A 26,373-nucleotide genomic window follows, 5' to 3' on the forward strand; every position below is an offset into this window, starting at 1 on the left:
CGACATGCTCGATTCCAAACTGTTACGTAGCAACCTTCAGGACGTAGCGGACCGCCTCGCATCCCGTGGCTTTGCCTTGGATGTTGCGCGCATCGAAGCGCTGGAAGAACAGCGCAAGACCGTCCAGACCCGCACCGAAGCACTGCAGGCTGAGCGTAATGCGCGTTCCAAATCCATCGGACAAGCCAAGCAGCGCGGCGAAGACATCGCGCCGTTGATGGCGGATGTCGAGCGCATGGGCACCGAGCTGTCCGACGGCAAAGTCGAGCTGGAAGGTATTCAGAGCGAGCTGGACTCGATTCTGCTGGGCATTCCCAACCTGCCGCACGAATCCGTGCCGATTGGCGAAGACGAAGACGGCAACGTCGAAGTGCGCCGTTGGGGCACGCCAAAAGCCTTTGATTTCGAGATCAAGGACCACGTTGCCCTGGGCGAGTTGACCGGTGGCCTGGATTTTGAAACCGCCGCCAAAATGTCCGGCGCCCGCTTCGCTTTGCTGCGCGGCCCCATCGCGCGCATGCACCGTGCATTGGCGCAGTTCATGATCAACCTGCACACCGGCGAGCACGGCTACGAAGAAGCCTATACGCCGTACTTGGTACAGGCGCCGGCGCTGATGGGCACCAGCCAACTGCCGAAATTCGAAGAGGACCTGTTCAAGATCAGCCGCGACGGCGAAGCCGATCTTTACCTGATCCCGACCGCCGAAGTGTCGCTGACCAACATCGTGGCCGGTGAGATCCTTGACTCCAAGCAGCTGCCGTTGAAGCTTGTTGCACATAGCCCGTGTTTTCGCAGTGAGGCCGGTGCCTCGGGTCGCGATACTCGCGGCATGATCCGCCAACACCAGTTCGACAAGGTCGAGATGGTGCAAGTGGTCGAGCCGTCGACTTCCATGGAAGCCCTGGAAGGCCTGACCGCCAATGCCGAGCGCGTCCTGCAACTGCTGGAGCTGCCGTACCGCGTGCTTGCCCTGTGCACTGGCGACATGGGTTTCAGCGCCGTGAAGACTTACGACCTCGAAGTGTGGGTGCCGAGCCAGGACAAATACCGCGAGATTTCGTCGTGCTCCAACTGCGGTGATTTCCAGGCGCGTCGCATGCAGGCGCGTTTCCGTAACCCGGAAACCGGCAAGCCGGAACTGGTGCACACCCTCAACGGTTCCGGCTTGGCGGTAGGCCGTACCCTGGTGGCCGTGCTGGAAAACTACCAGCAGGCTGACGGTTCGATCCGTGTACCTGAGGTGCTCAAGCCGTATATGGCGGGCGTTGAGGTTATCGGCTAAATGGAATTTCTGCCGCTGTTTCATAACCTGCGCGGCAGTCGTGTGTTGGTCGTTGGTGGCGGGGAGATTGCCTTGCGCAAATCCCGGCTGCTGGCCGACGCCGGCGCGTTGCTGCGGGTGGTTGCTCCCCAGATCGAAGACCAGTTGCGTGAACTGGCGCTGGGCAGTGGCGGGGAACTCATAGTGCGCGGTTATCAGGAGCCCGACCTCGACGGGTGCACCCTTATTATCGCGGCGACCGACGACGAGCCATTGAACGCGCAAGTGTCCAGTGATGCCAAGCGCCGTTGTGTACCGGTCAATGTGGTGGATGCGCCAGCGTTGTGCAGCGTGATCTTCCCGGCGATTGTCGATCGTTCGCCGTTGGTGATTGCAGTGTCCAGCGGCGGCGATGCGCCGGTGCTGGCGCGCTTGATCCGCGCCAAGCTGGAAACCTGGATTCCGTCCACCTATGGCCAGTTGGCAGGGTTGGCGGCGCGTTTTCGAGCTCAGGTCAAAGGTTTGTATCCGGATGTGCAGCAGCGCCGTGCGTTCTGGGAAGAGGTTTTCCAAGGCCCGATTGCCGACCGCCAGTTGGCCGGGCAGGGCGATGAAGCCGAGCGCTTGCTGATCGAAAAGGTCAACGGTAAACCGCCGCATGCGCCGGGCGAAGTCTACTTGGTGGGCGCCGGCCCAGGTGATCCGGACCTGCTGACCTTCCGCGCCTTGCGCCTGATGCAGCAAGCCGACGTGGTGTTGTATGACCGCTTGGTTGCCCCCGCGATTCTCGAGCTGTGCCGCCGCGATGCTGAGCGCGTGTATGTCGGTAAGCGTCGCGCCGACCATGCCGTGCCTCAGGACCAGATCAACCAGCAGTTGGTGGATTTGGCCAAGCAAGGCAAGCGCGTGCTGCGCCTAAAAGGTGGCGACCCGTTTATCTTTGGCCGTGGTGGCGAAGAGATCGAAGAGCTGGCGGCCCATGGCATCCCGTTCCAGGTGGTGCCGGGCATTACCGCGGCCAGTGGTTGCGCGGCGTATGCCGGGATTCCGCTGACCCATCGCGACTATGCGCAGTCGGTACGGTTTATCACCGGGCATTTGAAAAACGGTACCTCGGACCTGCCGTGGCATGATCTCGTTGGCCCGTCGCAGACCTTGGTGTTCTACATGGGGCTGATCGGTTTGCCGATCATCTGCGAACAGTTGATCAAGCATGGGCGTGCGGCGGATACGCCGGCAGCGTTGATCCAGCAGGGCACTACGTCCAACCAGCGCGTGTTCACCGGCACCCTGGCGGACTTGCCGCGCATGGTGGCGGAGCATGAAGTGCATGCGCCGACATTGGTGATCGTCGGTGAGGTGGTTATGTTGCGTGAGAAGTTGAAGTGGTTTGAAGGCGCTCAGTCCCAGGTTTGAGCCTTGACGGCATCGGGAGTCTGGCCACTCCCGATGAGTCCTTCAAACCCGGTCCACCTTTCGGATCAACTCCAGACGCCGTTTGCGTTTAACCGCATACGATCATGACTGCCATCAAAGCTCTGCAACGGTCCCTTCGGCACAATCCCTGACGGGTTAATCGTGCGATGACTCGCGTAGTAATGCCCCTTGATATGCGCAAAATCCACCGTCTCGGCCACCCCCGGCCACTGATACATCTCCCTCAGCCAGTTCGACAAATTCGAGTAATCGGCGATCCGCCGAAAATTGCATTTGAAGTGGCTGTAGTACACCGCGTCAAAGCGAATCAGCGTGGTAAACAGCCGCACATCGGCTTCGGTCAGATGCTTACCGGCCAGGTAACGATGTCCTCCCAGGTGCTGCTCCAGGTGATCCAGCTCGGCAAACACATCATCAAACGCGCTTTCATAGGCTTTTTGCGAGGTGGCGAAGCCTGCGCGGTACACGCCATTGTTTACGGCGGGGTAGATGCGTTCGTTCAGCGCGTCGATGCTCGGGCGTAGCGCCTCAGGGTAGAAGTCCAGCGTGTTGCCGGTCAGTTCGTTGAAGGCGCTGTTAAACATGCGGATGATCTCTGCCGATTCATTGCTCACGATGCGCTTGAGCTTTTTGTCCCACAACACCGGCACGGTGACGCGGCCGGTGTAGTCGGCGGTGTCGGCGGTATAGCGTTGGTGCATGAAGTCGAAATCATCGAGCTTGTCGCCGGTAGAGCCGTGAGCCTTGTCGAAGGTCCAGCCGTTTTCCAGCATCAACCAGCTGACCACGGACACGTCAATCAGGCCTTCCAGGCCCTTAAGCTTGCGCAAGATCAGCGTGCGATGGGCCCAGGGGCAGGCGAGCGAAACATACAGATGGTAGCGGCCAGCTTCGGCCTTAAAGCCACCGTCGCCACTCGGCCCGGGCTGGCCGTCGGCGGTCACCCAGTGGCGGCGTTGCGCCTGTTCCCGTTGGAAAGCGCCGTCTGCGCTACTTTCGTACCACTGGTCTTTCCAGTGTCCTTCGATCAGCAAACCCATGACTGACTCCTCTGCTAATAAGCGTTGGAGCCCAGTCTAAAGGGATGAGTTCGAACTAAAAGCGCAAAGACCGGGCGCTAATGATCGGTTAAATCGATTTGTCCCGTGCGTCCCAGTATTGCTGGGCCAATTCGAACGCCTGCTCTCGCGGATGGCCAAGGCCGCGTAATGCCAAGGCTATCGTCGCAATCAGCGCCAATTGCGGGTAACTGTCTTCAGCGTCACCACGCCACACGGCTTTCAAATGTTCGGGTTCCAGGCTGGCGGGTTTGACGTGCCGTTGAGCGCAGAGGGCGGGCCACTCTTCGTCCCAGCTTTCGCCGCCGGTGGTGCCGTAGAGGTGGCTGAGGGTGTCCGGGTTGATCTCGACTTCGCCGCCATCGCCCTTCACCACGATCACATTGTCGCCAAGCAGGCCGCTGGCATCGCGGTGCACGCCCTGGTAACCGGGGTGGAAAATACTTTGCAGGCCGCAACGCGCGCTCAGCGGATTGAGCAGACGCGCCAGAGAGTGGATCGGCGAGCGCAGGCCCAGGGTGTTGCGCAGGTCGATCATGCGTTGCAACTGCGGCGCCCAATCGCCCAGCGGAATGAACGCCAGGTTGCCGTGTTCGAGCGCCGTTTCGACCTGCTGCCAATTACGGCACAGCGGGATCTGCAAACCTTCCAGCAATTGCTCGGTGTACAACCGGCCAGCGGTGTGAGCGCCGCCGCCGTGCATCAAGATGCGCACGCCGTTTTGCGCCAGGCACTTGGCTGCGAGCAAATACCATGGCAAGTGGCGTTTTTTTCCGGCGTAGGTGGGCCAGTCGATATCCACGTTCAGCGCCGGCGCATTCAGGCGTTCGCGCACGGCCTCGGTGAAGCCGGCGAGTTCTTCCGGGCTTTCTTCCTTGTGGCGCAGCAACATCAGGAAAGCGCCGAGCTGGGTGTCTTCGACTTTTTCGTCAAGCAGCATGCCCATGGCTTCGCGAGCTTCCTCTCGGGTGAGGTTGCGCGCGCCGCGCTTGCCTTTGCCGAGGATGCGCACGAACGGCGCAAACGGGTGTTCGGCAGGGGTTTCAAGGGTGAGCGGGGCAAAGTCGGTCATAAGCAATTCGTCGGCCTGGGCAGGCCCGCCAGCTTGGCGGCGAGTTTGGCGGGGGTGCCGTTGAACAGTGTGTTGAGGTGCAGGCTGTTGCCCTTTTCCGGGCCTAGCTTCAAGGCGGTGTACTTGATCAGCGCGCGTGTGGCTGGGGACAGCTGGAATTGCGCATAGAAGCCGCGCAGCAGTTCAAGGATCTCCCAGTGGGCGGCAGTCAATTCCAAGGGTTCGGCAGCGGCCAGGGCGTTGGCTACCTCGGCGGACCAGTCGTTCAGGTCGACGAGGTAGCCGTCCTTGTCCAGTTCGAGGGTGCGTGAACCTACGGTCAAGGTGTTCATAGCCAAGAGTTGACCTTGTCGTAATCGATCGATAACTGCACGAAGCCTGCATAGTCCACGCTGTCGGCCCAGTCTGGCAGGGGCAGATTGCGCGCCTGCATGTCTTCGGCCAGCACAAAGACCTTCAGGCCTTTGGTGTGTAACGCTGCATTGTGCAGGCCATAAGCGCCATCGCCGCACAGCAGGATCGCGTCCTCGGTGCCGCAAACGCGCAGGCAACTGGCCAGGCGGCTATCGGTAAACGGGGAGTGAGAAACCACATGTAAAGTCGACATCAGAGGGTAATCACCTGGTCGTAACGGTCAATCAGTTGGGTGATAGCGTCGCTGCCCAGAGGCTCGGCGCTGGCGGGAGTTGCCAGCCCGCGCTCGGCCAGGCTGTGGCTGCAAGCAAATACATCATCAACACCGAACAGGCCCAGCGCCTGCAAGTTGGCGCTGAGGTCTTTTTGCTGCACCGCCTTGGCGTCCTGGTGCGGCGCCAACTGGAACACACCGTCGTCCATAAACAGCAGGCCAATCGGCAGATCGAACGCGCCGCCGGCCAGCACAATATCCAGTGCCTCGCGCGCGCTCGGCCCGGACCATGGCGCCTGGCGACTGATCACCAATAAGGAGTTGGACATGTCACGGACCTCCAAAACAGATCAGGCGGTCGGCGGTCTGGGCGGCGTCATGCAATTGCCCCAAGCCCGACAGCGCCCATGGCGCACCCAGGTTTACCGCGCTGCGTTGATAGCGCGTGGCCTCTTCGTTGTTCAGCACGCCACGGCGCAAGGCGGCGGCGATGCACACTACGCCGTCGAGCTGGTGCTGGTTTACAAACTCGCGCCATTGCCGGGCAATGTCTTGCTCATCCTGGGGCGCAACGATGTTATTGGACGCGGAGTACACGCCGTCTTGATAAAAAAACAGCCGCACAATCTCGTGCCCACCGGCCAACGCTGCCTGGGCGAACAGCAAGGCGCGGCGCGAGGAGGGCGCGTGGGCGGCGGAAAACAGCGCAATTGCGAACTTCATGGAACACTCTGCTAGCAAACGTGAGCCAATGATAAAGCCGCCGCCGCGAAAAAGCCCGCCGTGATCAAAACGGTCACTGTCGCTGATCGTTCTGACGATTGCCGGTAGGACCAAGCCTGCCTACGCTGTGGGCATTCGTAACCCAAATGGAGTCTTTATGTCAGGTCCCTTGGCGTCGCTTAAAGTGCTGGATTTTTCCACGTTGCTCCCTGGCCCGTTTGCATCCCTGATGCTGGCGGACATGGGCGCCGAGGTGCTGCGGATCGAATCGACCACGCGCATTGACCTGTTGCGAGTCTTGCCACCGCATGATCAGGGGACATCGGCGAGCCATGCCTACCTCAATCGCAATAAACGCAGCCTGGCGTTGGACCTCAAGCAGGCCGAGGCGTTGGCGATCGTGCGTGAGCTGGTCAAGGACTACGACATTGTTCTTGAGCAATTCCGGCCAGGGGTGATGGAGCGCTTGGGCCTGGGTTATGCGGCGTTGAAGGCGATTAATCCCCGTCTGATTTATGTGTCGATCACCGGCTACGGCCAGACGGGGCCCTATAAGGATCGCGCCGGGCACGATATCAACTACCTTGCGCTGGCAGGAGTTGCCAGTTACACCGGTCGTCAGGACAGTGGGCCGTTGCCGTTGGGCGTGCAATTGGCGGATGTCGGCGGTGGCTCGCTGCACGCGGTGGTGGGGTTGTTGGCGGCCGTGATTGCGCGGCAGCACAGCGGAGTTGGCCAATACCTGGACGTGAGCATGACCGATTGTTCGTTCAGCCTGAACGCCATGGCCGGCGCCGGTTTCCTGGCCTGTGGGGTGGAGCCGGGTTGGGAAAACCATGTGCTGAACGGCGGCAGTTTCTACGATTATTACCGCTCCCGGGATGGGCGTTGGATGTCGGTCGGCAGCCTGGAGCCTGCGTTTATGCAGCAATTGTGCGAGGCGTTAGGACGGCCGGAGTTGGCGGCGCAGGGCCTGTCGCCTGAACCGGAGCAGCAAAAAGCCCTGAAGCAGGCGCTGCAGGTGGAATTTGAAAAGTGCAGCTTTGAGGAGCTGTGCGCGCTGTTTGCCGGGGTGGATGCGTGTGTTGAGCCGGTACTCAGTTTGAGTGAAGCGGTGGAGCATCCGCAGTTGAAAGCGCGGGAGTTGGTCTGCCAGGTGCCGCGCGGCGATGGCTCGGCCCAGGCGCAAATCGCCTGCCCGTTGAAATTTTCAGAGGGGTTGCCAGAGGCCCGGCATATTGGGGCCGCGGTGGGTGCGCATACGGATGAAGTGTTGGCTGAGCTTGGGATAGAGGCTCAGCGAATAGCCGAATTGCGTCGTGCCAGGGTGGTTGGGTAGGGCTTGATCTGACGCATTCGCGAGCAAGGCCGCCCTCACATTTTGACCGTGTTCACAGGCCTAAGTGTGGGAGAGACCATCACTCCACCCGAGTTTCCCCGGTGTACACCAAGGTATGCCGGCACCGCCGACACAAATACCGGCGTCCCTGGTTCACCAACCCATGGCGCTGGGCTGAAAACGGAAAATCACTCTCGGCACACGGGCAGCGGTAAATATACCGGGTCACTTGCCGACGCTTGATTTCATAAGTGTGGCAACGATCCGGCGGCAGTTCGTAAACCCCGCGCATGATCAGTTGCCATTCCTCGCCATGCGGCTGGATGCGTTCACCAAACAATTGATGGGCGATCAGGTGCGCAACCTCATGGGCCACTGTCTGTTTGAGGAAGTGCTGGCTGTTTTCACGGTATAGCTGTGGGTTGAAACGCAGCAGGTTCTCGTGCAGATGCGCGACACCGGCCTTTTGGCCCCGCAGCTTGAGGCTGACCTGGGGGCGTTTGAAGCTTCGTTTGAAAAAGGATTCGGCTTGCAGGAAACAATCTTCGACGCGGGTATTGAGTTGCTCGGGCATGCTGACCATATCTCCAGAGACGTCCAGTATGCCGCAAAAGCGAGTGTTTCCGAATCGGTCAGGCGCCGAATGGTCATGCATAACGCACAAAGCCACCTTGCGGTGGCTTTGCCTAGGGTTCTATCCGCTTAGTTAGTGTAGATCGGGCCTACGCCCAAGCCCCAGACGATCACGGTAAACGCCATGATCGCCACCAGCACCACCAAGCCAACAGCGAGCACTGAACTGGAAAACAGGAAGCCCTCGTCCGGATCGATGCTCATGAACGTCGGCAGCCCTACATAGAGCAGGTACACCGTGTAGCAAATGGCCGCTGTGCCCACCACCATCCCCAGCCACATATGTGGGTAAAGCGCTGACAGCCCGCCGATAAACAGCGGGGTCGCGGTGTAGGTGGCAAACGCCACACAGCGCGCCATGCTGGGGCTGGCGTCGTAGGTGCGGGCCATCCAGTGAATGAATGCGCCCATCACCGCCACACCGCCGAGCATGGCTGCGTATGACATGATCGTCATCCACAACGCACTTTCCTGGGTCAGCATGACCGGCGCGCGGCTGCCAATAACCCAGCCGACCTGAGTAGTGCCGATAAAAGCGGACACGGCGGGAATCGCCGCGAGAATCAGGGTGTGAGTGAGGTACATGTGGCCGATACTTTCTTCCTTATCGCCACGAATTTCCCGCCATTCCTGGTCGGGATGAGTAAACAGTCCCACGACGTGATGGATCATGCCAGTCACTCCTGTCGTTATTACCATCGCCCCCCAACGGAGCGCCCACGGGCCAAGTGGCCTCAAAGGTCCTGGATAGTTGTGTGCGACCTTACGTCGCAGTATAGGAACTGATGACCGGAAAAACCGTAGGGCTTTAGAGCAAATTGCGCTGTAAACGTTGACGCTAATCGCGGCGGGGTCTGTCGCTGTTGATGCAATCACCTGCGGGAGGGGGGCTTGCTTGCGATGGCGGTGTGTCAGCTGTGGATGGTTTGCCTGATGTACTGCTATCGGGAGCAAGCCCCTCCCACATTGGAACTCGGTCGGTCATGAAGGTAAAATGCCCGGCTTTTCGTCACACACCTCTAGCGGATCCAAGCGCCATGGGCACTCTTACCGTCAACCAGAACAAACTGCAAAAACGCCTGCGCCGCCTGGCCGGTGAAGCGGTCGCCGATTTCAACATGATCGAGGAGGGCGACAAGGTGATGGTCTGCCTCTCCGGCGGCAAAGACAGCTACACCCTGCTCGACGTGCTGCTGCACCTGCAAAAGGTTGCACCGATCAAGTTCGAGATCGTCGCCGTCAACATGGACCAGAAACAACCGGGCTTCCCCGAGCACGTATTGCCTGCCTACCTTAAAGCGCTGGGCGTTGAGTATCACATCGTCGAGAAAGACACGTATTCGGTGGTCAAGGAGCTGATCCCTGAAGGCAAGACCACCTGCTCGCTGTGCTCACGCCTGCGCCGTGGCACGCTCTATACCTTTGCCGATGAAATCGGCGCGACCAAGATGGCGCTGGGTCACCACCGCGATGACATCGTTGAGACATTCTTCCTGAATATGTTCTTCAACGGCTCCCTCAAGGCCATGCCGCCCAAGCTGCGTGCCGATGACGGGCGCAACGTGGTGATCCGCCCGCTGGCGTATTGCAACGAGAAAGACATCCAGGCTTACTCCGACTTCAAGCAATTCCCGATCATCCCGTGCAACCTGTGTGGCTCCCAGGAAAACCTGCAACGCCAGGTGGTCAAGGAGATGCTCCTGGATTGGGAGCGCAAGACTCCCGGGCGCACCGAAAGCATCTTCCGCAGCCTGCAGAATGTGCAGCCGTCGCAATTGGCCGACCGCAATCTGTTCGACTTCGCCAGCCTTAAAATTGACGAGAACGCCGCGTCGCGCTTCGTCAATGTTGTGAACCTCTAACACGTTTCAACGCTCTGAAAGACGGCGCTCACGGGCGCCGTTTTGAATTCAAATCCCAGGAGAGGGCATGCGCGATTACAAGTGGCTGCACGAATATTGTCTGAACCGTTTCGGTTCGGCGGCCGAGCTGGAAGCCCACCTGCCTGTACCCAAAACCCCGGCGCAACTGCGCAAGATCAGTGATGACCGCTACCTGTCGACCCTGGCGCTGCGCGTATTTCGTGCCGGGCTTAAGCACAGTGTGGTAGATGGCAAGTGGCCTGCGTTTGAGCAGGTGTTCTTTGGCTTCGACCCGGAAAAGGTCGTGCTCATGGGCGCCGAGCACCTGGAGCGTTTGATGCAGGATGCGCGCATCATTCGTCACTTGGGCAAACTCAAGAGTGTGCCGCGCAACGCCCAGATGATTCTGGATATCGAGCAGGCAAAGGGCAGTTTTGGCGCATTTATCGCCGACTGGCCAGTGACCGATATCGTTGGCCTATGGAAGTACCTGAGTAAACACGGTCACCAGTTGGGCGGATTGTCGGCGCCACGCTTCTTGCGCATGGTGGGCAAGGACACATTTGTACCGAGCGATGACGTGGTGGCCGCGTTGAATGCGCAGAAGATTGTCGACAAGGCGCCGACCAGTCTGCGCGATTTGGCGGCAGTGCAGGGGGCGTTCAACCAATGGCATGCCGAGAGTGGGCGGCCGATGTGCCAGTTGTCGATGATGCTGGCTTACACGGTGAATCATTGAAACCGAGGTGAGGCCTTCGCGAGCAAGCCTGTTGCCACATTCGACCGCATTCCAAAGGGTGCGCGCGGATACATGTGTGTGCGGGCTTGCTCGCGAAGACTGACTAACAGCCGCCCAATCTCTATCAGGTTTGCGCGAGCCGCCGGTTCAACTGATGCCGCCAGCGCACATACAATAACGCCGTGCAAAACACCGCCAGGCTCGCGAGCATTTCCAGCGCCCCGAACCACTGCCGGTTCGGGTCATAGGCTGCCAACGCGCCCTTGATGAAATACAGGTTCACCACAAAGCACATCCACGAGTGCCCGCGCGCGCTGCCCGTTAGCATGCCCGGCGCCAGCACCAGCAGCGGCACCAGCTCGATCAGCAGGATCACCCACGGGCGAGCCCCATGCAGATCGGCGACAAACAGGTAATAAACGCACAGCAAGCCCACCAGCCCGAGAAACGCCAGCAGGCTCAACCCGCGTGCCACCTTGACCCGTGGCTCCAGCCACGCCTGCGGCGGCAGGACCTTAAGTTTTCTGGCCACGGCCGTTCTCCAGCAACATGGCCGTGTTGGCCAGGCGCAGGCCCAGGGCGCGACACAGGGTGATTTCGTGTGGGTCGAGCAGACGCTTACCGTCAGGCCCCGAGTGATGGCTGGCGCCATACGGCGTGCCGCCGCCTTGGGTGTCGAGCAGCGCTTGTTCGCTGTAAGGCAGGCCGGTGATCAGCATGCCGTGGTGCAGCAGTGGCAGCAGCATCGACATCAAGGTGGTTTCCTGGCCACCGTGCAGGCTGGCTGTGGAGGTGAACACCCCGGCGGGCTTGCCCACGAGCGCACCCGTCAGCCACAGGTTGCTGGTGCCGTCGAGGAAGTATTTGAGCGGCGCAGCCATATTGCCGAAACGCGTCGGGCTGCCCAGGGCCAGGCCCGAGCAGTTTTTCAAATCATCCAGGCTGGCATACAGCGCGCCTTCGTCCGGGATGCTCGGCGCTACGGCTTCGCACTCGGTGGAGATCGCCGGCACCGTGCGCAGGCGTGCTTCCAGCCCGCCTTGTTCGATGCCCCGGGCAATCTGCCGGGCCATTTCGCTGACCGCGCCATTGCGGCTGTAATACAACACCAGCACATACGGCGCGATCACGGCAGCAGCTCCAGCAGGTTTTCCGGCGGCCGGCCAATGACGGCTTTATCGGCGGTTTCCAGGATCGGGCGTTCCATCAGCTTGGGATGGTCGGCGATGGCAACAATCAGTTGCGTTTCACTGAGGCTCGCGTCGGCCAGGTTGAGGGTTTTGTATTCGTCTTCGCCGGTGCGCAGCAGTTGGCGTGCACTGATACCTAGCTTATCGAGCAGGGCCTTTATTTGCGCGGCATTCAGCGGCGTTTCCAGGTAGCGCACGATGGTGGGATTGAGGCCGCGGGCTTCCAGCAGTTCGAGCGCACCGCGGGATTTCGAGCAGCGCGGATTGTGATAAAGCGTCAGATCGGTCATGTGCGGGTCGCATCTTGCGTAAGGTGGCGGGTATTCTACCTGCGCAGCGTCCCGTCCTTAAACCGTAAGAGGCGATAGGTCGCAGCCAACGTTCATTTTTTGCGAAGGATTACCCCATGACAAGGCGACTGATCGGTGTATTGGCGATCATCACAACCCTGCTGCTCAGCGGCTGCGGTAACGACTACGGCGTTGACCAGTACGGCAAGAAAGTAGCGTCCGAGCGCTTGGACAAGCAATGGGCAGTGGTTAACTACTGGGCCGAATGGTGTGGCCCGTGCCGCACGGAGATCCCGGAACTCAACGCCTTGGCCGAGCAGTTGAAAGGGCAAAACGTGGGGGTGTTCGGGGTTAACTTCGACAATGTGCAGGGTGAAGAACTCAAGGCAGCCAGTGAGAAGCTGGGGATCAAGTTCACCGTACTGGCGCAGAACCCGGAAGATATTTTCGATATTCCGCGCAGCGAGGCGTTGCCTGTGACCTACATCATTGATGATAAGGGCAAGGTGCGCGAGCAGTTGATGGGAGAGCAGACGGCGGAAGGGGTGTTGGCCAAACTGAAAGCCTTGCGCGGCTAAAGCAACTACAAAAATCAATGTGGGAGGGGCTTGCCCCCTCCCACATTTAGACCTCACCCGTATCTGGTAGGGGCTATCAGCCCTCTTCAAGCCACAGGCGAATCGGCTTGCCTTCGGCCGGCCAGAAGCGCGTCTGCTCGATCGGCGAGATGTCCCAACGCTCAACACCTTGCAGGGCCTGGAAGAAGCGGTGTTCCTGCTCCATCAAGGCCTCGGCGCACAGTTTGCGGGTGCTGCCGATCTTGCCGAAGCTGAGCTTGTCGCCCTCGACGGTGTACGGTGCGAACCAGTGGTTGCAGCCGCCATTGCCATAGGCGCGGCCATCGGCACCGAGGGTGACGGTCAGGTTGGCGTAGTCCATCAGCGGGCGCTCGCCAATCCATTCCACGACGTAGCTGTGATCCTGCTCAAGCTTCACGGCATCCCCGGCGCAGCCGGTCAGGCCAACCCCGATGGCGGCGAGCATAAGCGCGCCTTTCATTGCGCGGCCTGCTGGCATTTAGGGCAGCGGTGCTTGTCGCCTTCGCTGGCCCAACCCAACGCTTTGATGCGTGCGTTCGCAGCGGGCTGCAACGGTTCTTTGGTCAGCTTGGTTTCCACCGCGAACTCAAACTCCAACACGCTGTCGCAGCTGTCGCAATTGACCTTCCAGGTGTGAATTTCCAGCTCGCCGAATTTCGGCCCAAGAGCCATAGCGACCCATTGGCCCGCCGGGCGAATGGAGTAGCGCGCGTCGCCTTCGACGGTCAGGCGCATCGACAGGGTTTTACTGCCGCGCAGCGTGACGATGAGTACGTCGCCATGTTTGATCGAACCACCGTTGCCGGTGACTTGATAACGGCCTGGCACCAGGGCGCGGCATTCGATCAGGGTGTGTTGCGGGCTCAGCAAGCTGAAGCGAAAATCGTGTTCGGCCATGGATCCTCCAAATAGGCGCGGCATCCTATCACGGGTGCCTGCTTATCATCCGCCTGGTATGTGACCGCTGATCATCCTTCGACGCGATTTTGCGGCTGGCCTTCGGCCCACGCAGCAATGTTGCTCAACGTGGTGCTGGCGATTGCCGCCAGGGCCTCGCGAGTGAGGAACGCCTGGTGCGCGGTGATGATCACGTTGGGAAAGGTCAGCAGGCGCGCGAGCACGTCGTCTTGCAGCGGCAGGTCGGAGCGGTCTTCGAAAAACAGCTGGGCTTCTTCTTCATACACGTCCAGCCCCAGATAGCCGAGTTGGCCGTCCTTGAGGGCTTCGATCAGTGCCGGCGTATCAACCAGGCCGCCGCGGCCGGTGTTGATCAGCATCGCGCCGCGTTGCATCTTTGCCAGGGAACGGGTGTTGATCAGGTGTTTACTGTCGGTTGTGAGCGGGCAGTGCAGGCTGATGATCTGCGCCTTGGCCAGCAGTTCCGGCAGGCTCACATAGTCAGCGCCGAGAGCCTGGACCTGCGGGTTGGGGAAGGGGTCGTAGGCCAGCAACCGGCAGCCGAACCCGGCCATGATCTTGGCGAACGTAGCGCCGATCTGCCCGGTGCCGACCACGCCGACGGTCTTGCCCACCAAGTCGAAGCCGGTCAGCCCATGCAGGCTGAAATCACCGTCGCGGGTGCGGTTGTAGGCACGGTGCAGGCGCCGGTTGAGGGCGAGGATCAGGGCCGCAGCGTGCTCGGCCACTGCGTGAGGCGAGTAGGCCGGCACGCGCACGATGGTCAGGCCAAGGCGCTGGGCGGCAGGCAGGTCGACATGGTTGTAACCGGCCGAGCGCAGGGCAATCAGGCGCGTGCCGCCTGCGGCCAACTGCTCCAGCACCGGGGCGCTAAGGTCGTCGTTGATAAAGGCGCAGACCACGGCGTGATGTTCGGCCAGGGCCACGGTGTCGAGGGTGAGCCGGGCAGGTTGGAATTGGAGCTCAAGGCCCGGCGGCAGCGGCTCGCCGAGAAAACTCTCGCGGTCGTAGGTTTGGCTGCTGAAAAGAATCACGCGCATTAAAACGCTCCCTGTTATTACCCATTGCAAACGCGGACGCCTGTGGGTGGGGGGCTCCTGAATGCGGTGTAACAATCAGCACATCCATTGGCTGACCCAGCGCATTCGGGAGCGAGCCCCGTCCCACAAGAGCTTGCGCCCATAAAATAAGGTTACGCGCTGACGCGCGCCTCACTGGCTAGCCGTGCGATCGCCATGTCCAGTTCGTCCAATGCGGCCATGGCTTTGGCATCGTCTTGCTTGAGCAAGGTTTCCGCGCGTTGGCAAGCTGCGCGCAATTGCGGCACGCCGCAGTAGCGGGTGGCGCCATGCAGGCGGTGCACGCGTTCAATCAGTGCGTTGTTATCGTTGGCTTCGCGGGCGACGGTAATCGCCAGGCGATCGGCTTCCAGGGAGGCCAGCAGCATGGCGAGCATGTCGGCGGCCAGGTCGGTCTTGTTGGCGGCCAGGCGCAGGCCTTCTTCATGGTCCAGTACCAACAGTTGGGCGCCGTTGCCAATGCTGTCGGTCGCGCGCTCCGGCCCTTGATTGCGCAGGGCCAGACCGGTCCATTTCAACACCACCTGGGCCAGTTGCCGCTCGCTGATGGGTTTGGTCAGGTAGTCGTCCATGCCGCTTTGCAACAGAGCGCGTTTTTCGTTGGCCATGGCGTGGGCGGTAAGGGCGACTACCGGCAACGGCGTGCCGTGGCGCTCGCTTTCCCACTGGCGGATCGCCTCGGTGCTTTGGCGGCCGTCCATGCCGGGCATTTGTACGTCCATCAATACCAGGTCGAAGGTTTCCTGCTTTACGGCGTCGATGGCGGCGTAACCGCTTTCCACGGCCTGGACCTTGGCCCCCATGTCTTCAAGTAGCGTCTGCACCAACAACAGGTTCGCCGGGTTGTCGTCCACGCAGAGTACGCGCGGTGCGCGGCTGGACAGCGGCTCGCCGGGTTCGCTGCGCGACGGGCGCGGGCTGATCAGGTCGGCGAGGGCGCGGCGCAGCTTGCGCGTACAGGCGGGCTTGGCCTGCAATTGGCTGTTGGGGTTGGGCACCGATTGGTTGAACAGCATCTGCTCAGTGGTCGGGCACAGCACCAGCACCTTGCAACCCAGGTGCTCAAGGTCCCATAGATGCTGGTTGAGGCGTTCAGGCGGAATGTCATTGGCGGTAACGCCGAGTACCGCCAGGTCAATGGCCTGTTCCGTCTGGTGCGCGCTGGTGATGCCGTTGGCCAGGCTCTCCAGGGTGTTGAACGGTGTGACTTCCAAACCGCAGTCTTCCAGCTGATGTTGCAGGGCCTGGCGCGCCAGTTCGTGGTTTTCCAGCACGGCCACGCGCCGACCGAGCAGCGGCGCACTCGGCAGGTCGTCGACGTCATCGCGGGTCTTGGGCAGGCTCAGGCTGATCCAGAACTCCGAGCCTTCGCCCGGTGTGCTGTCGACGCCGATTTCGCCGCCCATTTGCTCGATCAACCGCTTGGAAATCACCAGGCCCAGGCCGGTACCGCCCGGTTGGCGGGACAGCGAATTGTCGGCTTGGCTGAACGCCTGGAACAGCGCGCGTACATCTTGGTTCGACAGGCCAATGCCGGTGTCCTGCACGCTGATGCGCAACTGGACGCTGTCTTCCTGCTCGTCCTCGATCATCGCACGGGCCACAATGGTGCCTTCGCGGGTGAACTTGATCGCATTGCTGATCAGGTTGGTGAGGATCTGCTTGAGGCGTAGTGGGTCGCCCACCAGCGCCAGCGGCGTGTCGCGGTACACCAGGCTGACCAGTTCCAGCTGCTTGGCATGCGCGGCGGGGGCGAGGATCGTCAGGGTGTCTTGCAGCAAGTCGCGCAGGTTGAACGGCACGCTGTCGAGCACCAGCTTGCCGGCTTCGATTTTCGAGAAGTCGAGGATCTCGTTAATGATGCCCAACAAGTTATCAGCGGATTTTTCGATGGTGCCCAGGTAATCCAGTTGGCGCGGCGACAGCTCGCTTTTTTGCAGCAAGTGGGTAAAACCGAGGATGCCGTTGAGCGGGGTGCGTATTTCATGGCTCATGTTGGCCAAAAACTCCGACTTGATACGGCTGGCCTCCAGGGCTTCTTTGCGAGCCAGGTCCAGCTCGATGTTCTGGATTTCGATGGTTTCCAGGTTCTGGCGCACATCTTCAGTGGCTTGATCGATGCTGTGCTGCAGCTCTTCCTGGGCATTTTGCAGGGTTTCGGCCATGCGGTTGATGCCAGAGGCGAGTTGGTCCAGTTCCTGGCTGCCTAGCGGCGGCAAACGGGTTTCCAGGTTGCCGTCCTTGAGCTGGGCCACGGCCTGTTTGATCTGGCCGATAGGGGTGTTAATCGTGCGGCTGATCCGCAGCGCCAGCGCGGCGGTGCAGATCAGGCCGATGGCAATTAACAACAGGCTGGCGAACAGGCTGCGATAGCCGCGCAGCAGCATGCCAGTGTGGGACAGCTCCACTTCGACCCAACCCAGCAGACGGTCAGCTTCGTCGGGGATCAGCTCGCCTGCGAGGTTGCGATGGCGGCCAAATACCGGCAGCAGGTAGCGTGTGGCGTCACTGCCTGTACGCTGCAGCAGATGGGAACTATTGCCGACCGGGGGCTGGTTGAGCATGGTCGGGCCCGCGTGGGCGAGGGGCGTGCGGTCCGGCGCCAGGAACGACACCGCGCGTACGTCAGGCTGTTCCAGGGACTGCGTTGCGATGCGTTCAAGCAGGTCGGTGTTGGTGTTGCTCAGGGCCGGGGCCACCAAGGGCGCCAATTGCTCAGCGATCATTTCGCCGCGCTGCAGCAATTGGGTTTGCAATTCCGAGAGCTGCATCCAGGTGAAATAGCCCCCCAACAACAGGGCCATCAGGCTGGTCGGTAATAAGGTCAACAACAGTACGCGGCCTTTGATCCCCATTCTTCTAAGCACGCCACTCTCCTGCTACCACATTGATATCAATCATCCGCGCAGGCATCCGGCCCGCGCCACCTGCGCAGTGTAGCCATTTGCGCGGCGCGGAATCTCGCAAATTCATGATTGGCGGCAATCTTCTGGCGATTGGGAGGGCGTGGCGCACGCACGCCTGACGATGGGCGGGCCAAGCGGGGCAGGGGGTTGGAGTGGGATTTATGGCGCATGGTGGGCGAACGGCTGGTGGATGCGTCTGCTGGCCTGCCAGTGTTCACGCACGGCGCTGTTTGCGCTTCTTCCACTGGTGCGCAACCCACCAGCGCCAATAGCCCATGGTCAGGCAGTAGGCCAGTACGGCCAGTACCAACCCCAACACCACCGAACCCAGCAGGAACGGCTGCCACAGCGTGCTCAACTGGCTGCTGATCCATTCCCAGGTCAGGTTGTCGGGCAGGCTGCGCGACGGCACATTCATCAGCCAGGCGCCGGTCATGTAGGTGCAGATAAATACTACCGGCATGGTGATTGGGTTAGTCAGCCACACCAGGCTGACGGCGATGGGCATATTGCCGCGCACTGCGATTGCCAGAATCGCCGCCAACAACATCTGCAACGGAATCGGGATGAATGCCGCGAACAAACCCACCGCCATGGCGCGGGCTACCGAGTGCCGGTTCAGGTGCCAGAGGTTGGGGTCATGCAGCAGCGTGCCGAGAAATCGTAAGGACTTGTGTTCCCTGATACGCGTGGGATCGGGCATGTACCGTTTGAATAAGCGCCGAGGCATAAGGGGTCCAGGTTAGTTCGAGGGGTAAGTATGCCCGCATTCTATAAACAGAAAATTCAGACTTTGTGACAAAACATCATAGGCCGTTCTGGGGGGGCGACTATGACTGAGTGCACCACTTTAAAAGGATGATTCATGAGGACTGGGATGTTTGCGCTCGGACTTGGCCTGCTTTCGCTGCGATTTCTCCCGACTTTGCCGCCCACCGGTTGGCTGCTGGCCCTGTTGGTAATGGCATTGATGCTATTGCCATTTCGTACCTATCCGCTGGCGTTCTTCCTACTAGGCTTGAGTTGGGCGTGCATCAATGCGCAGTGGGCATTGGACGATCGCCTCAGGCCTGCGCTGGAGGGGCAGACGCGCTGGGTGGAGGGGCGTGTGGTCGGGCTGCCGCAACAAACGAGCACCGGCGTGCGCTTCGAATTGGTCGACAATCGGTCGCGCAATGCTCGACTACCTCAGCGTATCCGGGTGTCCTGGCATGGTGGCCCGCCGGTAAACAGTGGCGAGCGTTGGCGCCTGGCCGTCACGCTGAGGCGGCCGTCGGGGTTGCTCAATTTTCATGGTTTTGATTATGAGGCGTGGCTGCTGGCCCAGCGCATTGGCGCAACCGGTTCGGTGAAAGATGGGCAACGCCTGGCGCTGGCGCGTAACGCCTGGCGCGACAGCCTCCGGCAGCGCCTGAGTAGCGTGGATGCTTTGGGCCGCGAAGCTGGCTTGGCGGCGCTGGTGCTGGGCGACGGCTCGGGGCTGACCACGCAGGATTGGCAGGTATTGCAAGACACTGGAACGGTGCACCTGCTGGTGATTTCCGGCCAGCATATCGGGTTGCTTGCCGGTCTGATCTACGGCTTGGTGGCTGGGCTTGCGCGTTACGGTTGCTGGCCGCGTGCCTTGCTGTGGCTGCCATGGGCCTGCGGGCTGGCGTTTGCCGCTGCGTTGGGTTATGGCCTGCTGGCGGGGTTCGGCGTGCCGGTGCAGCGGGCGTGCGTGATGGTTGGGCTGGTACTGCTATGGCGTTTGCGCTTTCGGCATTTAGGTGTGTGGTGGCCGTTGTTGCTGGCACTGGATGGCGTACTGATGCTGGAGCCATTGGCCAGCTTGCAGCCGGGGTTGTGGTTATCGTTTGCCGCCGTTGCGGTGTTGGCGCTGGCATTCGGAGGACGTCTGGGGGCCTGGAGCCTGTGGCAGCTATGGACGCGCCCCCAATGGTTGATAGCCATTGGCTTGTTTCCCGTATTGCTGGTGTTGGGGTTGCCCATCAGTCTCAGTGCGCCGGTGGCGAATTTATTCGCCGTGCCGTGGATCAGCCTGGTGGTGTTGCCGTTGGCACTGCTGGGAACGGCGTTGCTGGCCGTACCGTTTGTGGGCGAGGGTTTGCTGTGGCTGGCCGGCGGGGCGTTGGAGGTGCTGTTCAGAAGCTTGGCGTTGCTGGCTGGGCAACGCCCGGCCTGGATACCGGCCGAAGTGCCTCTGGGTTATTGGGTAGTGAGCCTGGCAGGCGCGGTGTTATTGCTACTGCCCAAAGGCGTGCCATTTCGGCTGCTGGGCTGGCCGATGCTGTTGTTGGCGATCTTTCCACCCAGGCAAATGGTGCCGCATGGCCAGGTTGAGGTAACGCAACTGGATGTCGGCCAGGGGCAAGCGTTGATCCTGCGCACACGCCATCACACATTGCTCTATGACACAGGGCCGCGCTCGGGTGCGTTTGATCTTGGCGCGCGCGTGGTATTGCCTGCACTGAGAAAGCTCGGCGTAGAGGCGCTGGACATGATGGTGATCAGCCACGCTCACGCAGACCATGCCGCTGGTGCGGCTGCGGTTGCCTTGGGGCTGGCGGTGAAGCGGGTGGTTGGCGGAGAGGTTGAGGGGTTGCCGTTATTGCTCGCTACTGCGCGCTGTGTCAGTGGTGAGCAATGGGTCTGGGATGGTGTGTCATTTGAACTGTGGCAGTGGCCTGGCGCTACTAGCAGCAATCCAAAATCCTGTATGTTACGGGTGCAGGCCAGTGGTGAGCGCCTGCTACTGACCGGCGATATTGATCGTGCTGCCGAACAGGCTTTTCTTGCTTCGCCCTTGGCCGTACCGACCGATTGGCTGCAAGCACCTCATCATGGCAGCCGCAGTTCTTCATCCTGGCCTTTTCTAGCGCAACTCGCACCCAAGTCGGTGCTGATTTCCCGTGGTCGTGGCAACGCATTCGGGCATCCGCATCCACAGGTGATGCAGCGTTATCAGGCGATGGGTAGCCGTGTGTACGACAGCGCCGAGCAAGGTGCCGTACGTCTGCTGCTGGGCGCCTTTGAGTCACCTGTTGTTGCGCGTAGTCAACGCCGTTTCTGGCGCGAAGCGCTACCGTAATCCCGGGTTACCTGGCACCAAAGCCTGCTGCGGGCAGGTCTGTGGCCGACGAGCCCCGCCGGCGAACCTATATGGTAAAGTGGCGCACTTTTTCGAGGGGACATTCACTGTGTGGGAATTGGTCAAATCCGGCGGCTGGATGATGTTGCCTATCATCATGAGCTCCATCGTCGCACTCGGCATCGTCGCCGAACGCCTGTGGACCCTGCGCGCCAGTCGCATCACGCCCGAGCATTTGTTGGGGCAGGTGTGGGGCTGGATCAAGAACAAGCAGTTGGACAAAGACAAGCTCAAGGAGCTACGCGCCAATTCGCCCTTGGGTGAAATCCTCGCTGCGGGCCTCGCCAACTCCAAGCATGGTCGCGAGATCATGAAAGAGTGCATTGAAGAGGCGGCCGCTCGCGTCATCCATGAGATGGAGCGCTATATCAACGCGCTCGGCACTATCGCTGCCATGGCGCCGTTGCTGGGTCTGCTGGGTACGGTGCTGGGCATGATCGATATTTTCAGCTCCTTCATGGGGGCGGGCATGAGCACTAACGCTGCGGTGTTGGCTGGCGGTATCTCCAAGGCCTTGATCACTACGGCTGCGGGCCTGATGGTCGGCATTCCGTCGGTATTTTTCCACCGTTTCCTGCAGCGCCGCATCGACGAGCTGGTGGTCGGTATGGAACAGGAAGCCATTAAGCTGGTGGAAGTGGTGCAGGGCGATCGTGATGTCGATTTCGTCGAGGGCCGAGTGTGAAATTTCGCCGTAAGCGACGGGAAAATGTCGATATCAACCTCGCGTCGTTGATCGACGTGGTGTTCATCCTGCTGCTGTTTTTCGTTGTCACCACCACCTTTACCCGGCAAACCCAACTGCGAGTCGAGTTACCGGAAGCGGTGAGCGGTTCGCCAGCCGAGGACCAGGAAATCAAGCAACTGGACGTCGCCATTAGCGCTGACGGGGTGTTTTCGGTGAATAATCAATTGCTGGAGAAGAACGACCTCAACAGCCTGATGGATGCCCTGCAGAAGGAGTCGGGCGGCGACACGAAAATGCCGCTTTCCATCAGTGCTGATGGCAAAACCCAGCATCAAGCCGTGATCACCGCGATGGACGCCGCCGGCAAGCTCGGCTTCACCCATCTGCGCATGACCACCGTCGAGGCGGCGGCTCAACCCTGATGGCCATGTCCGATCGTTTGCTCAAGGCTTGGTATGAGGGCCATCCGGCGCTGACGCTGCTACGGCCGCTGGAGTCTTTGTATCGCCGTGTGGTGCAGCGCAAGCGTGCGCGCTTTCTCGCGGGCGAGGGCGGGATTTATCAGTCACCGGTGCCGGTGGTGGTGGTGGGTAATATCACGGTGGGCGGTACGGGCAAGACACCGCTGATCCTGTGGCTGATTGAGCACTGTCGGCGCAGTGGCTTGCGCGTCGGGGTGGTCAGTCGCGGCTACGGCGCCAAGCCACCGCAATTGCCGTGGCGGGTCGAGGCCAGCCATAGCCCTGAAGTGGCTGGCGATGAGCCATTGCTGATCGTGCAGCGTTGCGGCGTGCCGCTGATGATTGATCCTGACCGCAGTCGTGCCGTGGCAGCACTGCTGGCCGGCGAGCCCCTTGACCTGATCCTTTCCGACGACGGTCTGCAGCATTACCGTCTGGCCCGCGACCTTGAACTGGTGCTGATCGACGCCGCTCGTGGTTTGGGCAACCGCCGTTGCCTGCCGGCCGGGCCGTTGCGCGAGCCGGTGGAGCGTCTGCAGAGTGTCGACGCGTTGCTCTATAACGGCGCCGCCGCAGATCCCGAGGGGGGCTTTGCCTTTCGCTTGTTGCCCACGGCGCTGATCAACTTGAAAACCGGTGAGCGCCAACCGGCTGATCATTTTCCGGCTGGCCAGCAGGTGCACGCGGTGGCGGGTATCGGTAACCCGCAACGTTTCTTCAATACCCTTGAAACGCTACACTGGCGGCCGATACCCCATGCTTTTGCCGACCATGCGCCCTATAGCGCAGAGGTCTTGAATTTCACACCGTCGTTACCCTTGGTCATGACCGAAAAGGACGCGGTGAAGTGCCGCGCCTTTGCCCAGCCAGACTGGTGGTACCTTGCGGTGGATGCGGTGCCGTCGCCGGCGTTTGTTGCCTGGTTCGACACGCAACTGATGCGCTTGCTACCCGCCCGACTCTTGCCTTAAATCGTTTTTATCCAGGAAACACTCATGGACACCAAACTGCTCGACATCCTCGCTTGCCCGATCTGCAAAGGCCCTCTCAAACTCAGCGCCGATAAAACCGAGCTGATCAGCAAAGGCGCAGGCCTGGCATACCCGATCCGTGATGGCATCCCGGTGATGCTGGAGAGCGAAGCTCGCACCCTGACCACCGATGAGCGCCTGGATAAATGACCACCGCCTTTACCGTTGTCATTCCCTCCCGCTACGCATCGACCCGCCTTCCGGGCAAGCCGCTGCAACTGATCGGCGACAAGCCGATGATCCAGTTGGTATGGGAGCAAGCCTGCAAAAGCAGCGCCGAACGGGTCGTAGTCGCCACCGATGATCCGCGCATCATCGAGGCCTGCAAGGGGTTTGGCGCCGAAGCGGTACTGACCCGCGAAGACCACAATTCCGGCACCGACCGCCTCGCCGAAGTCGCCACGCACCTGGGCCTGGCGGCGGATGCGATCGTGGTCAACGTGCAAGGCGACGAGCCAATGATACCGCCGTGCGTGATCGACCAGGTGGCCGCCAACCTGGCCGCCCATGGTGAGGCGCGTATGGCGACCTTGTGCGAACCTATCGAAGATATCGACACCCTCTTCAATCCGGGCGTGGTCAAGGTGGTCACCGATATCAATGGCCTGGCGCTGACGTTCAGCCGCTCGATTCTGCCTTGGGCGCGCGACGCCTTCGCCAAGAGCCCTGACGTATTGCCGGAGGGCGTGCCGTACCGTCGCCACATTGGCATCTACGCCTACCGCGCCGGTTTCCTGCATGACTTCGTCGGTTGGGGGCCATGCTGGTTGGAAAACACCGAGTCCTTGGAGCAGCTGCGTGCCTTGTGGCACGGCGTACGTATTCATGTGGGCGATGCCCTGGAGGCGCCACCGGCTGGCGTCGACACCCATGAAGACCTGGAGCGCGTCCGTCGCCTGCTGGGGGCGTGATGGAGGTTCTGTTTGTTTGCCTGGGCAATATCTGCCGCTCGCCCACCGCCGAGGGCGTATTGCGCCATAAATTGCGTGAAGCGGGCTTGGCAGGCCAGGTCGAAGTGTCGTCGGCTGGCACCGGTGAATGGCATGTCGGCAACCCACCGGACCCGCGCAGCCAGTGTGCAGCACGGGCGCGCGGTTATGATCTGTCGGCACAGCGTGCCCAGCAAGTCTCACGCGCTGACTTTGCGCGCTATGACCTGATCCTGGCGATGGACCATAGCAACCTGCGCCACCTCAAGGCGCTGCACCCGGGGCAAGGCAAGGCGGAGCTGGACTTGTTCCTGCGCCGTTTTGAGGCCGAAGTCGACGAGGTGCCAGACCCTTACTACGAAGGCGAACAGGGCTTTGAGCGCGTCCTCGACCTGATCGAACGCGCCTGTGATTTATTGATAATCGAATTGAAGGGGCGGTTATGACCTTGCACGTGCTTGCACAGGTATCGCTCAAGCCTTTCAACAGCTTTGGCATCGATGTGCGCGCCCAGTTATTCGCCGAGGCCCACAGCGACGCCGATGTTCGCGAAGCGGTGGCCTACGCGACTGCACAAGGGTTGCCGCTGCTGGTGATCGGCGGTGGCAGCAACGTGCTGCTGACCCAGGATATCCAGGCGTTGGTGTTGCGCATGGCGACCCAGGGTATTCGTGTCCTGCAGGATGATGGCCTGCACGTCGTGGTCGAAGCCGAGGCGGGCGAAGCCTGGCATCCATTTGTGCTGTGGACTTTGGAACACGGTTTTTGCGGCCTGGAAAACCTCAGCCTGATCCCTGGGACCGTCGGCGCTGCGCCTATGCAGAACATTGGTGCCTACGGTGTGGAGATCAAGGATGTGTTTGCCGGCCTGACCGCTTTGGATCGCCAGACCGGCGAGTTGCGCGATTTTAGCCTGCAAGAGTGCGACTTTGCCTACCGTGACAGCCTGTTCAAGCACGAGACCGGGCGCTGGTTGATTCTGCGCGTGCGCTTCGCCTTGAGCCGCGTCAGCCACTTGAAACTCGATTACGGCCCGGTGCAGCAGCGCTTAGCCGGGCAGGGGATTACCGAGGCGACGCCCGGCGACGTCAGCCGTGCAATCTGCAGTATCCGCCGCGAAAAACTGCCGGACCCGGCTGAGTTGGGTAATGCCGGGAGCTTTTTCAAGAACCCGCTGGTGACCCAGGCGCTGGCCACAAAGTTACAGGCGCAGTATCCGGACCTGGTGGCGTACCCACAGGCCGATGGGCAAATGAAGCTCGCTGCTGGCTGGCTGATCGATAAGGCTGGCTGGAGGGGCTTTCGTGAGGGCGATGCTGGCGTGCATAAGATGCAGGCGCTGGTGCTGGTCAACTATGGCGCGGCCACCGGGCACGATATTGCCAACTTGGCGCTGCGAATCCAGCAAGACATTGCTGAACGCTTCAAGGTTGATCTGGAAATGGAACCTAACAGGTACTGAACCTGCGGAAACAAAAATGCCCCGTATCTCACGATACGGGGCATTTTTTATAGCGCTAGCAATCAGTCATCACGGCTCATGATGCCGAAGATCTGCAACAGGCTGATGAACAGGTTGTAGATCGATACATACAGGCTGATGGTCGCCATGATGTAGTTGCGCTCACCGCCGTGGATGATGGCGCTGGTCTGGAACAGGATGCACACGGAGGAGAACAACACGAAACCGGCACTGATCGCCAACTGCAACCCGCTGATCTGGAAGAACATGCCCGCTATAACCGCTGCCAGCAACACGAAGAAGCCTGCGGTGATAAAGCCACCCAGGAAGCTCATGTCCTTGCGGCTGATCAGCACGTAGGCCGACAGACCACCAAACACCAAGGCAGTCATGGCAAATGCCGAGCTGACCACTTCCGCACCGCCAGCCATGCCGAGGTAACGGTTGAGGATCGGGCCGAGGATGAAACCCATGAAACCGGTCAATGCAAACGCCGACACTAGGCCCCAGGCCGAGTCACGCAGCTTGTTGGTCAGGAAAAACAGACCGTAGAAGCCGATCAGCACAACAAAGATATTCGGGTAGCCAACGCGCATTTGCTGCGCTACAAACGCCATCACGCCGCTGAATGCGAGGGTAAGGGCGAGCAAGCCGTACGTATTGCGCAACACGCGGCTGACTTCAAGCTGCTCAGCCTGCGCGTTACCATTCACTGCGTAATTCTGTTCGCGCATGGCGACACTCCTTCAGTTTTGAAACATTCAGTCGCAAGGATCATAACAGACGCTCTGTAACAAGCCATGGCAAGAGTTTGACAGTGTGTTTCATTCGGGTATTATGGCGCCCGCTGACACGGGATGCGCTACTATAATCCTGTGATGCAAAAGGGAAATTGGCAGAGTGGTTGAATGCAC

Annotated in this window: 31 protein-coding genes; 14 read left to right on the forward strand and 17 right to left on the reverse strand. The window is 60.6% G+C overall.

Going from position 1 to position 26,373, the window contains the following annotated elements:
* Positions 1-4 precede the first annotated feature (4 nt).
* The gene (serS, locus tag FW764_RS24755; RefSeq protein WP_446436174.1) at positions 5-1,285 is read left to right on the forward strand and encodes a serine--tRNA ligase; all 1,281 of its coding nucleotides are present in this window, start codon (positions 5-7) and stop codon (positions 1,283-1,285) included.
* Entirely contained in the window at positions 1,286-2,680 is a 1,395-nt protein-coding gene (cysG, locus tag FW764_RS24760; RefSeq protein WP_446436175.1) for a siroheme synthase CysG, read from the forward strand.
* A gap of 65 nt (positions 2,681-2,745) precedes the next feature.
* On the opposite strand, the gene FW764_RS24765 is transcribed toward cysG, so the two are convergent.
* The 6 genes from FW764_RS24765 to tusD form a co-directional block, all read right to left on the reverse strand.
* Positions 2,746-3,741, reverse strand: a complete 996-nt coding sequence (locus FW764_RS24765) for a glutathione S-transferase family protein (protein WP_446436176.1) — start codon at positions 3,739-3,741, stop codon at positions 2,746-2,748.
* 88 nt (positions 3,742-3,829) lie between these two features.
* Positions 3,830-4,831, reverse strand: a complete 1,002-nt coding sequence (locus FW764_RS24770; protein ID WP_446436177.1) for a glycosyl transferase family protein — start codon at positions 4,829-4,831, stop codon at positions 3,830-3,832.
* Positions 4,828-5,163: a TusE/DsrC/DsvC family sulfur relay protein gene (locus FW764_RS24775; RefSeq protein ID WP_446436178.1), complete on the reverse strand. Its 336-nt coding sequence runs from the start codon at positions 5,161-5,163 to the stop codon at positions 4,828-4,830. Before FW764_RS24775 ends, FW764_RS24770 begins: the two co-directional genes overlap by 4 nt.
* Positions 5,160-5,438 (reverse strand): sulfurtransferase complex subunit TusB, encoded by a 279-nt coding sequence (gene tusB, locus FW764_RS24780; protein WP_446436179.1) that lies wholly within the window; start codon positions 5,436-5,438, stop codon positions 5,160-5,162. The genes FW764_RS24775 and tusB overlap by 4 nt, the downstream gene beginning before the upstream one ends.
* Positions 5,438-5,788 (reverse strand): sulfurtransferase complex subunit TusC, encoded by a 351-nt coding sequence (gene tusC / locus FW764_RS24785; protein WP_446436180.1) that lies wholly within the window; start codon positions 5,786-5,788, stop codon positions 5,438-5,440. The genes tusB and tusC overlap by 1 nt, the downstream gene beginning before the upstream one ends.
* Position 5,789: 1 nt before the next feature.
* A complete protein-coding gene (gene tusD / locus FW764_RS24790; protein ID WP_446436181.1) occupies positions 5,790-6,182 on the reverse strand; it encodes a sulfurtransferase complex subunit TusD in 393 nt (130 codons plus the stop codon).
* A gap of 157 nt (positions 6,183-6,339) precedes the next feature.
* Between tusD and FW764_RS24795 the strand changes: the two genes are divergently transcribed.
* Entirely contained in the window at positions 6,340-7,521 is a 1,182-nt protein-coding gene (locus tag FW764_RS24795; protein ID WP_446436182.1) for a CaiB/BaiF CoA transferase family protein, read from the forward strand.
* Between the two features lie 79 nt (positions 7,522-7,600).
* Here FW764_RS24795 and FW764_RS24800 read toward each other — a convergent pair whose 3' ends face one another.
* Together FW764_RS24800 and FW764_RS24805 are read right to left on the reverse strand one after the other, a co-directional pair.
* Positions 7,601-8,095, reverse strand: a complete 495-nt coding sequence (locus FW764_RS24800; RefSeq protein WP_446436183.1) for a SprT family zinc-dependent metalloprotease — start codon at positions 8,093-8,095, stop codon at positions 7,601-7,603.
* Between the two features lie 128 nt (positions 8,096-8,223).
* Positions 8,224-8,826 (reverse strand): Yip1 family protein, encoded by a 603-nt coding sequence (locus FW764_RS24805; RefSeq protein WP_407021834.1) that lies wholly within the window; start codon positions 8,824-8,826, stop codon positions 8,224-8,226.
* Positions 8,827-9,191: 365 nt separating this feature from the next.
* On the opposite strand from FW764_RS24805, the gene ttcA reads away from it, so the two are divergent.
* Both ttcA and FW764_RS24815 read left to right on the forward strand, forming a co-directional pair.
* Positions 9,192-10,016, forward strand: a complete 825-nt coding sequence (gene ttcA / locus FW764_RS24810) for a tRNA 2-thiocytidine(32) synthetase TtcA (RefSeq protein WP_446436184.1) — start codon at positions 9,192-9,194, stop codon at positions 10,014-10,016.
* A 67-nt stretch (positions 10,017-10,083) separates the two neighbouring features.
* Positions 10,084-10,755, forward strand: coding sequence for a DNA-3-methyladenine glycosylase I (locus tag FW764_RS24815; protein WP_446436185.1), 672 nt, complete (start codon positions 10,084-10,086; stop codon positions 10,753-10,755).
* A 124-nt stretch (positions 10,756-10,879) separates the two neighbouring features.
* On the opposite strand, the gene FW764_RS24820 is transcribed toward FW764_RS24815, so the two are convergent.
* From FW764_RS24820 to arsC, 3 genes are read right to left on the reverse strand one after another with little or no spacing between them, the layout of a single operon-like run.
* Positions 10,880-11,287 carry a DUF2069 domain-containing protein gene (locus tag FW764_RS24820; RefSeq protein WP_446436186.1) on the reverse strand — a complete coding sequence of 136 codons (408 nt, stop codon included), beginning with the start codon at positions 11,285-11,287 and terminating at the stop codon, positions 10,880-10,882.
* Positions 11,271-11,885: an NAD(P)H:quinone oxidoreductase gene (gene wrbA / locus FW764_RS24825; RefSeq protein WP_446436187.1), complete on the reverse strand. Its 615-nt coding sequence runs from the start codon at positions 11,883-11,885 to the stop codon at positions 11,271-11,273. The genes FW764_RS24820 and wrbA overlap by 17 nt, the downstream gene beginning before the upstream one ends.
* Positions 11,882-12,235 (reverse strand): arsenate reductase (glutaredoxin), encoded by a 354-nt coding sequence (gene arsC, locus FW764_RS24830; RefSeq protein ID WP_446436188.1) that lies wholly within the window; start codon positions 12,233-12,235, stop codon positions 11,882-11,884. Before arsC ends, wrbA begins: the two co-directional genes overlap by 4 nt.
* Before the next feature lie 116 nt (positions 12,236-12,351).
* On the opposite strand from arsC, the gene FW764_RS24835 reads away from it, so the two are divergent.
* Positions 12,352-12,813 (forward strand): TlpA family protein disulfide reductase, encoded by a 462-nt coding sequence (locus tag FW764_RS24835; protein ID WP_446436189.1) that lies wholly within the window; start codon positions 12,352-12,354, stop codon positions 12,811-12,813.
* 76 nt (positions 12,814-12,889) lie between these two features.
* On the opposite strand, the gene FW764_RS24840 is transcribed toward FW764_RS24835, so the two are convergent.
* From FW764_RS24840 to FW764_RS24860, 5 genes are all read right to left on the reverse strand, one after another.
* Positions 12,890-13,294 carry an META domain-containing protein gene (locus FW764_RS24840; protein WP_446436190.1) on the reverse strand — a complete coding sequence of 135 codons (405 nt, stop codon included), beginning with the start codon at positions 13,292-13,294 and terminating at the stop codon, positions 12,890-12,892.
* Entirely contained in the window at positions 13,291-13,731 is a 441-nt protein-coding gene (locus FW764_RS24845; protein ID WP_446436191.1) for a hypothetical protein, read from the reverse strand. The genes FW764_RS24840 and FW764_RS24845 overlap by 4 nt, the downstream gene beginning before the upstream one ends.
* A 71-nt stretch (positions 13,732-13,802) precedes the next feature.
* Complete coding sequence (locus tag FW764_RS24850; protein WP_446436192.1) at positions 13,803-14,792, reverse strand: 2-hydroxyacid dehydrogenase; 990 nt, start codon at positions 14,790-14,792, stop codon at positions 13,803-13,805.
* A 152-nt stretch (positions 14,793-14,944) separates the two neighbouring features.
* Positions 14,945-17,698: a response regulator gene (locus tag FW764_RS24855; protein WP_446436193.1), complete on the reverse strand. Its 2,754-nt coding sequence runs from the start codon at positions 17,696-17,698 to the stop codon at positions 14,945-14,947.
* A 253-nt stretch (positions 17,699-17,951) separates the two neighbouring features.
* Complete coding sequence (locus tag FW764_RS24860; RefSeq protein ID WP_446436194.1) at positions 17,952-18,467, reverse strand: DUF2062 domain-containing protein; 516 nt, start codon at positions 18,465-18,467, stop codon at positions 17,952-17,954.
* A 135-nt stretch (positions 18,468-18,602) separates the two neighbouring features.
* On the opposite strand from FW764_RS24860, the gene FW764_RS24865 reads away from it, so the two are divergent.
* The 8 genes from FW764_RS24865 to murB all read left to right on the forward strand — a co-directional run bounded on the left by FW764_RS24865 (position 18,603) and on the right by murB (position 25,459).
* Positions 18,603-20,828 carry a DNA internalization-related competence protein ComEC/Rec2 gene (locus tag FW764_RS24865; RefSeq protein WP_446436195.1) on the forward strand — a complete coding sequence of 742 codons (2,226 nt, stop codon included), beginning with the start codon at positions 18,603-18,605 and terminating at the stop codon, positions 20,826-20,828.
* A gap of 109 nt (positions 20,829-20,937) precedes the next feature.
* On the forward strand, positions 20,938-21,573 hold the full coding sequence (locus tag FW764_RS24870) for a MotA/TolQ/ExbB proton channel family protein (RefSeq protein ID WP_446436196.1): 636 nt from the start codon (positions 20,938-20,940) through the stop codon (positions 21,571-21,573).
* Positions 21,570-21,998, forward strand: a complete 429-nt coding sequence (locus FW764_RS24875) for an ExbD/TolR family protein (protein WP_446436197.1) — start codon at positions 21,570-21,572, stop codon at positions 21,996-21,998. The genes FW764_RS24870 and FW764_RS24875 overlap by 4 nt, the downstream gene beginning before the upstream one ends.
* Positions 21,998-23,008, forward strand: a complete 1,011-nt coding sequence (gene lpxK, locus FW764_RS24880; RefSeq protein WP_446436198.1) for a tetraacyldisaccharide 4'-kinase — start codon at positions 21,998-22,000, stop codon at positions 23,006-23,008. The genes FW764_RS24875 and lpxK overlap by 1 nt, the downstream gene beginning before the upstream one ends.
* Before the next feature lie 24 nt (positions 23,009-23,032).
* On the forward strand, positions 23,033-23,218 hold the full coding sequence (locus FW764_RS24885) for a Trm112 family protein (protein ID WP_003174668.1): 186 nt from the start codon (positions 23,033-23,035) through the stop codon (positions 23,216-23,218).
* Positions 23,215-23,979, forward strand: a complete 765-nt coding sequence (kdsB, locus tag FW764_RS24890; protein WP_446436199.1) for a 3-deoxy-manno-octulosonate cytidylyltransferase — start codon at positions 23,215-23,217, stop codon at positions 23,977-23,979. The genes FW764_RS24885 and kdsB overlap by 4 nt, the downstream gene beginning before the upstream one ends.
* Positions 23,979-24,443: a low molecular weight protein-tyrosine-phosphatase gene (locus tag FW764_RS24895; protein WP_446436200.1), complete on the forward strand. Its 465-nt coding sequence runs from the start codon at positions 23,979-23,981 to the stop codon at positions 24,441-24,443. The genes kdsB and FW764_RS24895 overlap by 1 nt, the downstream gene beginning before the upstream one ends.
* Positions 24,440-25,459, forward strand: a complete 1,020-nt coding sequence (murB, locus tag FW764_RS24900; RefSeq protein WP_446436201.1) for a UDP-N-acetylmuramate dehydrogenase — start codon at positions 24,440-24,442, stop codon at positions 25,457-25,459. Before FW764_RS24895 ends, murB begins: the two co-directional genes overlap by 4 nt.
* 62 nt (positions 25,460-25,521) lie before the next feature.
* Here murB and FW764_RS24905 read toward each other — a convergent pair whose 3' ends face one another.
* Positions 25,522-26,193, reverse strand: a complete 672-nt coding sequence (locus FW764_RS24905; RefSeq protein ID WP_446436202.1) for a Bax inhibitor-1/YccA family protein — start codon at positions 26,191-26,193, stop codon at positions 25,522-25,524.
* Positions 26,194-26,373: the final 180 nt, after the last annotated feature.

The organism is Pseudomonas sp. 1152_12, assembly GCF_052850675.1.

Coding starts and splice junctions, on each gene's coding strand:
- serS (WP_446436174.1), top strand. CDS start 5: ATGCTCGATTCCAAACTGTTACGTAGCAACCTTCAGGACGTAGCGGAC.
- cysG (WP_446436175.1), top strand. CDS start 1,286: ATGGAATTTCTGCCGCTGTTTCATAACCTGCGCGGCAGTCGTGTGTTG.
- FW764_RS24765 (WP_446436176.1), bottom strand. CDS start 3,741: ATGGGTTTGCTGATCGAAGGACACTGGAAAGACCAGTGGTACGAAAGT.
- FW764_RS24770 (WP_446436177.1), bottom strand. CDS start 4,831: ATGACCGACTTTGCCCCGCTCACCCTTGAAACCCCTGCCGAACACCCG.
- FW764_RS24775 (WP_446436178.1), bottom strand. CDS start 5,163: ATGAACACCTTGACCGTAGGTTCACGCACCCTCGAACTGGACAAGGAC.
- tusB (WP_446436179.1), bottom strand. CDS start 5,438: ATGTCGACTTTACATGTGGTTTCTCACTCCCCGTTTACCGATAGCCGC.
- tusC (WP_446436180.1), bottom strand. CDS start 5,788: ATGTCCAACTCCTTATTGGTGATCAGTCGCCAGGCGCCATGGTCCGGG.
- tusD (WP_446436181.1), bottom strand. CDS start 6,182: ATGAAGTTCGCAATTGCGCTGTTTTCCGCCGCCCACGCGCCCTCCTCG.
- FW764_RS24795 (WP_446436182.1), top strand. CDS start 6,340: ATGTCAGGTCCCTTGGCGTCGCTTAAAGTGCTGGATTTTTCCACGTTG.
- FW764_RS24800 (WP_446436183.1), bottom strand. CDS start 8,095: ATGCCCGAGCAACTCAATACCCGCGTCGAAGATTGTTTCCTGCAAGCC.
- FW764_RS24805 (WP_407021834.1), bottom strand. CDS start 8,826: ATGATCCATCACGTCGTGGGACTGTTTACTCATCCCGACCAGGAATGG.
- ttcA (WP_446436184.1), top strand. CDS start 9,192: ATGGGCACTCTTACCGTCAACCAGAACAAACTGCAAAAACGCCTGCGC.
- FW764_RS24815 (WP_446436185.1), top strand. CDS start 10,084: ATGCGCGATTACAAGTGGCTGCACGAATATTGTCTGAACCGTTTCGGT.
- arsC (WP_446436188.1), bottom strand. CDS start 12,235: ATGACCGATCTGACGCTTTATCACAATCCGCGCTGCTCGAAATCCCGC.
- FW764_RS24835 (WP_446436189.1), top strand. CDS start 12,352: ATGACAAGGCGACTGATCGGTGTATTGGCGATCATCACAACCCTGCTG.
- FW764_RS24840 (WP_446436190.1), bottom strand. CDS start 13,294: ATGAAAGGCGCGCTTATGCTCGCCGCCATCGGGGTTGGCCTGACCGGC.
- FW764_RS24845 (WP_446436191.1), bottom strand. CDS start 13,731: ATGGCCGAACACGATTTTCGCTTCAGCTTGCTGAGCCCGCAACACACC.
- FW764_RS24850 (WP_446436192.1), bottom strand. CDS start 14,792: ATGCGCGTGATTCTTTTCAGCAGCCAAACCTACGACCGCGAGAGTTTT.
- FW764_RS24860 (WP_446436194.1), bottom strand. CDS start 18,467: ATGCCTCGGCGCTTATTCAAACGGTACATGCCCGATCCCACGCGTATC.
- FW764_RS24865 (WP_446436195.1), top strand. CDS start 18,603: ATGAGGACTGGGATGTTTGCGCTCGGACTTGGCCTGCTTTCGCTGCGA.
- lpxK (WP_446436198.1), top strand. CDS start 21,998: ATGGCCATGTCCGATCGTTTGCTCAAGGCTTGGTATGAGGGCCATCCG.
- FW764_RS24885 (WP_003174668.1), top strand. CDS start 23,033: ATGGACACCAAACTGCTCGACATCCTCGCTTGCCCGATCTGCAAAGGC.
- kdsB (WP_446436199.1), top strand. CDS start 23,215: ATGACCACCGCCTTTACCGTTGTCATTCCCTCCCGCTACGCATCGACC.
- FW764_RS24895 (WP_446436200.1), top strand. CDS start 23,979: ATGGAGGTTCTGTTTGTTTGCCTGGGCAATATCTGCCGCTCGCCCACC.
- murB (WP_446436201.1), top strand. CDS start 24,440: ATGACCTTGCACGTGCTTGCACAGGTATCGCTCAAGCCTTTCAACAGC.
- FW764_RS24905 (WP_446436202.1), bottom strand. CDS start 26,193: ATGCGCGAACAGAATTACGCAGTGAATGGTAACGCGCAGGCTGAGCAG.